This window comes from Burkholderia sp. A2 (genome assembly GCF_001729305.1).
In the GTDB taxonomy this organism is placed as follows: Bacteria; Pseudomonadota; Gammaproteobacteria; order Burkholderiales; family Burkholderiaceae; genus Burkholderia; species Burkholderia sola.
The window spans coordinates 1-4,233 of sequence record NZ_LZXX01000157.1 but is presented as its reverse complement, the minus strand read 5'-3'; the positions used below and the strand labels follow the sequence as shown (position 1 = coordinate 4,233).

At 69.8% G+C, this 4,233-nt stretch carries 3 protein-coding genes and 2 pseudogenes; 3 read left to right on the top strand and 2 right to left on the bottom strand.

What is annotated here, in order from left to right; all coding sequences use genetic code 11:
- Positions 1–91 precede the first annotated feature (91 nt).
- Positions 92–1,613 (top strand): annotated as a pseudogene (locus A9Z05_RS33335) (sigma-70 family RNA polymerase sigma factor).
- Positions 1,614–1,795: 182 nt separating this feature from the next.
- Complete coding sequence (locus A9Z05_RS33330) at positions 1,796–2,677, top strand: helix-hairpin-helix domain-containing protein (protein WP_069621796.1); 882 nt, start codon at positions 1,796–1,798, stop codon at positions 2,675–2,677.
- Between the two features lie 158 nt (positions 2,678–2,835).
- On the opposite strand, the gene A9Z05_RS33325 is transcribed toward A9Z05_RS33330, so the two are convergent.
- Positions 2,836–3,261 (bottom strand): helix-turn-helix domain-containing protein, encoded by a 426-nt coding sequence (locus tag A9Z05_RS33325; protein WP_069621795.1) that lies wholly within the window; start codon positions 3,259–3,261, stop codon positions 2,836–2,838.
- 104 nt (positions 3,262–3,365) lie between these two features.
- Between A9Z05_RS33325 and A9Z05_RS35715 the strand changes: the two are divergent.
- Positions 3,366–3,611: pseudogene (locus tag A9Z05_RS35715) on the top strand (DUF2938 family protein); the annotation flags it as partial.
- Between the two features lie 42 nt (positions 3,612–3,653).
- Here the strand turns inward: A9Z05_RS35715 and A9Z05_RS33320 are convergent.
- Entirely contained in the window at positions 3,654–4,094 is a 441-nt protein-coding gene (locus tag A9Z05_RS33320; RefSeq protein WP_069621794.1) for a MarR family winged helix-turn-helix transcriptional regulator, read from the bottom strand.
- Positions 4,095–4,233 lie beyond the last annotated feature (139 nt).

The window sequence follows — 4,233 nt, the reverse complement described above, 5'->3', positions numbered from 1 at the left end:
GGCGCGGACGGGCGTCCGCGACCCACCGGCAACCGCAAACCGGCGAGCTTCGGCCCGCCCTGACAGGAACGCGGCTCGCGCCGCCATCGACATGACTACGCCACGCCCCACTCCCCGGGCGGACACCCCGCTCGATCCGATCATCCAGCTGCTGGCCCTTGCCGGCGAACAGGGTTATCTGACGCACGCCGACCTCGTCGACGCGCTGCCGCCCGAAAGCGACAGCCCCGACGCGCTCGAGGTCGTGCGCGCCGCGCTGGCCGACATCGGCATCGCGGTACTCGACGAGCCGGCCGTGCCTGCACCGTTCGCCGGCGCGGCGCCGGTCGAGGTCGATCGCGACGCGCTCGACGAAGGCCGGGCCATGCTCGGCGACCTCGCGCGCGGCACGAGCGCGTCGACCGATCCGCTCGCGCTGTACATGCGGCGCATGCACGCGGTGCCGCTGCTCACGCGCGAAGGCGAAATCGTGCTCGCCCGCGAGATCGAGACGGGCCGCCATCAGATATTGCATGCGATTGCCGGCTATCCGCCCGCGGTCGACGCGCTGCTCGAGCGCCATCGCGCGACGGGTGCAGCCGGATCGCCCGATGAAGAGGATCGCGAAACGTCCGCGCCCGCCCGCTACGACGCGCTGCACGCAGCGGTGTCGGCGTTGCGCGACGCATTGCATGCGCATGGCAGCCGCTCGGCCGAATACCGCGACGCGCGCAACCACGTGGCGACCCTGCTCGGTTCGCTCGCGTGGGGCGCGCCGGCCGTCGACGACGCAAGTCGTGCCGTGCGCGCACTCGCCACCGCCCGCGATGATTCGTCGGCGACCGACGCCGCGTGCTTCGACGCGGTCGCGCGGCGCGCCCTTGCAGCCGCGCTGAGCGACGGCCAGCAGAAGGTGCGCGACGCGTGCGATGCTCGAGGCGAACCTGCGGCTCGTCCTGTCGATCGCGCGCAAGTACCTGAATCGCGGCGTCGACCTGTCCGACCTCGTGCAGGACGGTTGCCTCGGCCTGATGCGCGCGATCGAGAAATTCGAATACCGGCGCGGGTTCAAGTTCTCGACCTATGCGACCTGGTGGATCCGCCAGGCGATCGCGCGCGCGGTCGCGGATCGTTCGCGCACGATCCGCGTGCCGGTGCACGTCGGCGACCAGTACCAGCGCGTGCAGCGGCATGCGCTCCGCTTTCGCCAACGTACCGGCCGGCGGGCCACGCCGGCCGAGCTCGCGGCCGAAACCGGCCTCGACGAAGGCAAGCTGCGCGCGGTGCTCGCGCTTCCCGCCGAGCCGGTTTCGCTCGACACGCCGCTGCCCGACGCGGACACCGGCCTCGTGGAGCTGATCGAGGATCAGGCATCGGCCAGCCCGTTCGAGCAACTGGCCGACACGCGCATGCGCGACTGCGTACGGGCGCTGCTGCGTTCGGTCACGCCGACCGAGGCCGACGTGCTGCGCCGGCGGTTCGGCCTCGGCGGTGCCGAGCCCGACACCTACGACGCGATCGCGCAGGATGCGGGGATGTCGCGTGAGCGCGTGCGGCAGATCGAGAAACGCGCGCTCGCCGCACTGCGTACGGCCGCCGAGGCCGAGAACGCGCAGTCGTTTCTCGACGCGTAACCGCATCGCGCGCAGCGCACCGTCGGGCCGCGTTCCGGCACGACCGTGCGCTGCGCGCCTGTGTTACGTTTGCCATTGACGCGCATCAAGTTTTCTTCATCGCGCGTCGCGACAATGGTTGACAGCCGACCGGCGCGTCGTGCGCCGCGTCCATTCCGTTTGTGCTTTCCGGGTCCCTTGCCATGCAGTCGACCGTCAGCCAGACGTACGAGGAAAACCGGACTGTCGCGGCCTGCCTGCGCGAGGCCGCGCAGTGGCTCGTCGACCAGGGCGCGAACCCGTATCGGGTTGCCGCGTACCGCGCGGCGGCCGATACGGTCGACGCGCTCGACCGTGACATTCGCAGCGTGTTCGACACCGGCGGCGTCGAGGCGCTCGGCGCGCTGCCCGACATCGGCGCAGGCGTCGCGCAGGCGATCGCCGAGTTGCTGGTGACGGGGCGCTGGCGCCAGCTCGACCGCCTGCGCGGCGACGCGGAACGCGCGTCGGCCTTCGAAGCGGTGCCGGGCATCGGCCACGCGCTCGCGCTGCGCATTCACGATGCGCTGCATATCGACACACTGGAGGAGCTCGAACGCGCGGCCCGCAACGGCCAGCTCGAAACGATCGCGGGCGTCGGCCCGCGGCGCGCGGTCGGCATCCGCGCCGCGCTCGACGACGTGCTGAGCCGCCGCCGGCGCTGGCAAGGCCACATACGACACGCCGGCCCCGGCACGGAGCCGCCCGTCGAACTGCTGCTTTACATCGATCGCCAGTACCGCAACAAGGCAGCCGCCGGCGTGCTGCCGACGCTCGCGCACCGGCGCCTGAACGCGGACGGTTACGTGCCGCCGCCCGTGATGCACATGACCAAGGGCGGCTGGCATTTCACGGTGCTGAGCCAGCATGCCGCCATGCGCACGCCGGAAGCCGGGCGCCCGACCGACTGGGTGTCGCTCTATTTCTACGATGCCGTGCAGTGCGAGCACCAGCGCACCGTGTTTACCGGGACGTACGGCGCGCTCGCCGGCAAGCGGATCGTGCGAGGGCGCGAGATGGAATGCCGCGTGTATTACGCGGGGTGATGCAGGCGTCGGCGGTCTCGCCGACGTCGAAGGCGATACGGGCCGTATCGCCTTTTCGCGATTCGGCACGTCGAACCGGTTACGTCGCCACGTAGCCACCCTCCTGCCGCACCGCTCCGAAGCGCTACCGCACCGCCCGCTTCATGCGGATTCGCCGCCTACGCAGCTTCCGCCTTCGTGCGGCGCGCCGGATGACGATGCGCGGCAATACGCAGCAGCTTCTGGAACGACGGGCATTCGAGATGGTTCGCGGCCGGGCACACGGCCGCATGCCGCAACGCGTCGCGCACCGCGCCGAGACGGCGGATCGTGCGATCGAGCTCGTCGGCCTTGCCGTCGAGCTTCGCGCGATCGATCGCGGGCCGCCCCTCCGCGCCGACCATCGCGAGGATGTCGTCGAGCGAGAACCCGGCCTCCCGCCCGAGCGCGATCAGCGCCAGGCGCTCCAGCACCGATTCGTCGTATTGCCGCCGCAGCCCGTGCCGGCCGATCGGAACGATCAGCCCCTTTTCCTCGTAGTAGCGCAGCGTCGACGCGGGCAACCCCGTGCGCCGCGCGACGTCCGCAATGTCCAGTCGGCTCATGCTTGACCTCAAGTGAACTTGAAGTTGCAAGATAATCGCCCGACTCCACGAAGACAAGCCCGGACTGTCATGAAACCGTTGAAACCGCGTCGTATTCCGCTGTGGGGCCCGCGAGCATGGCCGCACCGCTCTTCGTGATGCAGCCGGCGTTCGGTTTCGGCATCGCGGCGTCGCGCACGCCGCAGCCGGACGTCGCGCGCCGGCGCAGCCTCGTCACGCATCTGTCGTACGGCGTAGGGCTCTTGCGGCGTACACGCTCGCGGCGCTGGCCGGTTGATCAGCGCGCCGGCGTACCCTCAACCTTCCCTGCAACACCCGTTCACCGTCCTTCTACACGCGGCCGAGCCTGACCACGCAGTCTCATTCCCCGTGCGCCCGACCGGGTGCCCGCGTCACTCGCCGCCGCAATCGATCAGGTTGCGTCGAACGCGCCCGAGCAGCCGCACCAGCGTATCGCGCTCGTCGGGCGTGAAGCCGCGCAGCCCGTCGTCGGCGACGGTATCGCCCACCTCCAGCATCTGCGGAAAGATCTCGCGCGACTTGTCGGTCAGCCGGATCACGAACGCACGGCGGTCGTCGTCGTTCGCGATGCGTTCGATCCAGCCATAGCCTTCCATCCGGTCGAGCAGCCGCGTGAGCGAGATCGGCGTGATCTCGAGCCATTCGGCGAGCCGGGCCTGGTTCATCTCGCCCTTCCACGTCAGGTACGCGAGCACGCGGCTTTGCGCCCGCGTCAGCCCGATGCGCTTCGCGCGCCGGTCGAACAGGCGACCGTTCAGGCGGGCCACGTCGGCGATCAGGTAACCGATCCGGTTCTCGTAGGTCTTGTCCATGCGGCGATTATAGGGTCAAGCCGGAACCGGCCTACGACCCGCCACCCAGAGATAAGCGGATATATAATAAGCCTGCTTATAATTTGCGTCGTGCCAGATCGCAGACCACGCCGACCGCCCCACGGAGACACGCTTGAAC

Excerpts from the sequence above, each read along its gene's own strand:
- A9Z05_RS33330 (WP_069621796.1), top strand. The coding sequence starts at position 1,796 with ATGCAGTCGACCGTCAGCCAGACGTACGAGGAAAACCGGACTGTCGCG.
- A9Z05_RS33325 (WP_069621795.1), bottom strand. The coding sequence starts at position 3,261 with ATGAGCCGACTGGACATTGCGGACGTCGCGCGGCGCACGGGGTTGCCC.
- A9Z05_RS33320 (WP_069621794.1), bottom strand. The coding sequence starts at position 4,094 with ATGGACAAGACCTACGAGAACCGGATCGGTTACCTGATCGCCGACGTG.